Annotated in this window: 3 protein-coding genes; 2 read left to right on the plus strand and 1 reads right to left on the minus strand. The window is 37.1% G+C overall.

What is annotated here, in order from left to right; genetic code table 11:
- The coding region (gene sufB / locus STRINF_RS00035) for a Fe-S cluster assembly protein SufB (RefSeq protein WP_006530944.1) at positions 1 to 1,312 on the plus strand (1,312 nt) is incomplete at its 5' end.
- 69 nt (positions 1,313 to 1,381) lie between these two features.
- On the opposite strand, the gene pbp3 is transcribed toward sufB, so the two are convergent.
- Complete coding sequence (pbp3, locus tag STRINF_RS00040) at positions 1,382 to 2,614, minus strand: D-alanyl-D-alanine carboxypeptidase PBP3 (protein WP_006530945.1); 1,233 nt, start codon at positions 2,612 to 2,614, stop codon at positions 1,382 to 1,384.
- 199 nt (positions 2,615 to 2,813) lie between these two features.
- Between pbp3 and STRINF_RS00045 the strand changes: the two genes are divergently transcribed.
- Positions 2,814 to 4,198: peptide ABC transporter substrate-binding protein (locus STRINF_RS00045; RefSeq protein WP_006530946.1), on the plus strand; the 1,385-nt coding region annotated here is incomplete at its 3' end.

Raw genomic sequence — 4,198 nt, forward strand, 5'->3', positions numbered from 1 at the left:
CAGTGAAGATGTTGTTCGTGAATTATCTGCTGAAAAAGGTGAGCCAGAATGGATGCTGGAATTTCGCTTGAAATCATTGGAAATTTTCAATAAAATGCCAATGCAAGATTGGGGACCAGATTTGTCAGATATTGATTTTGATGAGATTACTTACTATCAAAAAGTATCTGATAAACCTGCCCGTTCATGGAATGATGTTCCAGATAAAATCAAAGAAACTTTTGAACGCATCGGTATTCCAGAAGCCGAACGAGCTTATCTCGCTGGTGCTTCAGCTCAGTATGAATCTGAAGTGGTTTACCACAACATGAAAGATGAGTATGATAAGCTAGGAATCGTGTTCACCGATACAGATTCTGCTTTGAAAGAATACCCAGAGCTTTTCAAAAAATATTTCTCTAAATTAGTCCCACCAACAGACAACAAGTTAGCTGCTTTAAACTCAGCTTTCTGGTCAGGTGGTACCTTCATTTACGTTCCAAAAGGTGTCAAAGTTGATATTCCTTTGCAAACTTATTTCCGTATCAACAACGAAGCGATGGGACAATTTGAACGTACTTTGATTATTGTTGATGAGGGGGCAAGTGTTCACTACGTTGAAGGATGTACAGCACCAAACTACTCATCAGCTAGTCTTCATGCAGCCATTGTTGAAATCTTTGCTCTTGAAGGTAGTTATATGCGTTATTCTACTATTCAGAACTGGTCAGATAATGTCTATAACTTGGTAACTAAACGTGCTACGGCTAAGAAAAATGCTACGGTAGAATGGATTGATGGTAACCTTGGTGCCAAAACAACAATGAAGTATCCATCTGTTTATCTTGATGGCGAAGGTGCGCGTGGGACGATGCTCTCAATTGCCTTTGCTAATAAAGGTCAACATCAAGATACAGGTGCTAAGATGATTCACAATGCACCGCATACCTCATCGTCAATTGTTTCAAAATCAATTGCTAAAGGTGGCGGAAAAGTTGACTATCGTGGTCAAGTGACTTTTAATAAAAATTCTAAGAAATCAGTTAGTCACATTGAATGTGACACGATTTTGATGGATGACATTTCAAGTTCTGATACTATTCCATTTAACGAAATTCACAATTCACAAGTTGCGCTTGAACATGAAGCGAAAGTTTCAAAAATCTCAGAAGAACAACTCTATTATCTTATGAGTCGTGGTCTTTCTGAACAAGAAGCAACAGAGATGATTGTCATGGGATTTGTAGAACCATTTACAAAAGAACTCCCAATGGAATATGCTGTTGAGCTTAACCGTTTGATTAGTTATGAAATGGAAGGTTCTGTTGGATAACTTAAAAGAGACAAGGTTTTAAACTTGTCTCTTTTTTTCTATATATAGTAGGAAAAGAAATAGTAGTTTTTATAGTTTTTCGTTAACGTAAGTGACGAAGTGGTTCCACCAGACTTTAAGAAAAATGCTTTTTTTTACTTCTTTCTTAGCAAGTGCTGGTGCGCTTGGCTTAGATTCAAGATAGCCAGTTCCGACGATTTGTTTATCATCATAAATGAAAGAACCAACTTTATCACCTTTATTAATAGTAGCTTCGTATCCTTTGATTTTTGTTGAGAATTTTACAGAAGCATCAGTACCAATACGATGAACAACCTTTAATTCTTGAGAAGCAACTGCAGGTACAGTCTTTTCTTTTCCATCGATAACTTTTGCTTTGCTATTTTTAGTTGATTCGCCAGCATCAACAAGAGTTGTCATTTCGTAATTTGATTTAACGTAATCAAGAAGGGCATTAGTAGCTTCAAAACGAGCAAATTCATTTTCTTGCCAACCATCGGCATTCATGACAACGGAGATAATGCGCATGCCGTTTTCTGTAGAAGTCGCAACAAATGAAGCACCAGCAAGTTCAGTTGTACCGGTTTTTAGACCATCAACACCATCACGTTCATAAGGCATTCCTTTGAGCATGTAATTATAAGTGTTCATTGTAGAACCCTCAAAATCAGCAGTTGTTTGGTTACTGATTTTAAGCACATCTGGATACTCGGTGATTAAGTGTTGGGCAATGATGGCAACATCACGAGCGCTTAGGGTATTTTCATCAGTTGAACTAGAACCTGGGTAAATGTTATCACCTAGGTAACTATTGTTAAGACCAGAAGCATTAAATAATTTAGCATCATTGATTCCCCATTCTTGGAGTTGAGTTTGCATCATATCAACAAACTTACTTTCGGTACCGCCGATTTTTTCTGCTAGGGCAATCGCAGCACTATTAGCACTAGCTACCATGGCAGCATTAACTAATTGCTCCACAGTATATTCGCGTGCTTCCATAGGAACGTTACTAGCATCCGAATTAGCTGTTAAATCATAAGCATAATCAGATATAGGAACTTTAGTATCCCAACTTAGATTCCCTTTGTCGATTTCTTTGTAAGTTAAGTAAACCGTTAATATTTTTGTCATTGAAGCAATACCATCAGGTGTAGTTGCATCTTTTTCATATAATACTTTACCAGTAGAAGCTTCGACAGCGATAGCGTGTTTAGCTGCTACATTAAAGGTATCATCCGCAGCAACTTTGTTTCCAATGAAGGCCAAGAGTAGGGCCAAAACAGCAAAAACTTTCTTCATTGTTCCATCCTTTGTTAAAAAATTAGATAATATGATTATATCATATTAATCGCTTACTTTCAGTGTGTCAGAAAATCTGACAAAAAATTCAGAAAAAACTATTCTCTTCAGAAAAAACTATTTTCTTTAAGGAAACTTTATGATATAATTTTACTTGTCAAATAATATAATTTAGAGAGAACAACTAGGAGGGCGTCACATGTCACTAAACGGTAAAACATGGAAACGCGTCGGTCTTGGGGCTGTAGTCTTAGTCTCAACAGCTGTTTTGGCAGCTTGTGGAGGTAAAAGCTCATCAACTTCTTCAAAAACTGATGAGATTAATTGGTACACTCCGACTGAAATTAGCACTTTGGACATTTCGAAAGTTACAGACACTTATTCTTCAATTGCTATCGGTAACTCAGGTAGTAACTTACTTCGTCGTAACGAAGACGGTGAATTAAAACCTGACTTGGCTGAGAAAGTAGAAGTATCTGAAGATGGTTTAACATACACAGCCACATTACGTGATGGACTTAAATGGTCTGACGGTAGTGATTTAACGGCAGATGACTTTGTTTATACATGGCAACGTATTGTTGATCCAGCGACTGCTTCACAGTATGCTTACCTTGCATCAGATGCGCATGTTTTAAATGCTGCAGAAGTTATCAATGGTACTAAGAGCGTTGATGAATTGGGAGTTAAAGCAGATGGTAATAAAGTAATCTTTACATTATCTAGTCCATCTCCACAATTTATGAGTCTTTTGACATTTGCTAACTTTGTTCCTCAAAACAAAGCCTTTGTGGAAAAAGCAGGAAGTGACTACGCTACAACTTCTGAAAAAGCACTTTATTCAGGTCCATACACAGTTAAAAATTGGAATGGTTCTAATGGTTCATTCACACTTGTGAAAAACAAATACTATTGGGACGCTAAAAACGTTAAGTTGAAGAAAGTTAACGTCCAAGCTGTTAAAAAACCTGATACTGCCGTGCAAATGTACAAAGATGGTGAGCTTGATACAGCAAACATCTCTGGTACAGAAGCAATTTATAAAGCAAATAAAAGCAACAAAGATGTTGTGGATGCTCCAGAAGCAACATCTGCATACCTCGTTTACAACGAAACAGGTTCTGTTAAAGCTTTAGCTAATACTAAGATTCGTCAAGCGCTTAACCTTGCAACAAATCGTGAAGGTGTTGTTAAAGCAGCTATCGATACTGGTTCAAAAGCAGCAACAGCTCTTGTTCCAACAGGACTTGAAACCTTAGAAGATGGTACTGATTTATCTAAATACGTATCACAAGATTACACTTATGATGCCAAACAAGCAGCAAAACTTTTCAAAGAAGGTCTTGCCGAAATCGGTGAAAAATCAGTTAAATTGACAATTACAGCTGATTCTGATACACCAGTTGCCAAAGCGTCAGTAGACTACATCAAACAAACATGGGAAGATGTTCTTCCAGGATTAAAAGTAGAAGAAAAATTCGTAACATTCAAACAACGATTGCAAGATTCTAAAACACAAAACTTTGATGTTGTTCTATCACTTTGGGGTGGTGACTATCCAGAAGGATCTACATTCTATGGATT

The sequence above is a fragment of the Streptococcus infantarius subsp. infantarius ATCC BAA-102 genome, assembly GCF_000154985.1.
In the GTDB taxonomy this organism is placed as follows: domain Bacteria; phylum Bacillota; class Bacilli; order Lactobacillales; family Streptococcaceae; genus Streptococcus; species Streptococcus infantarius.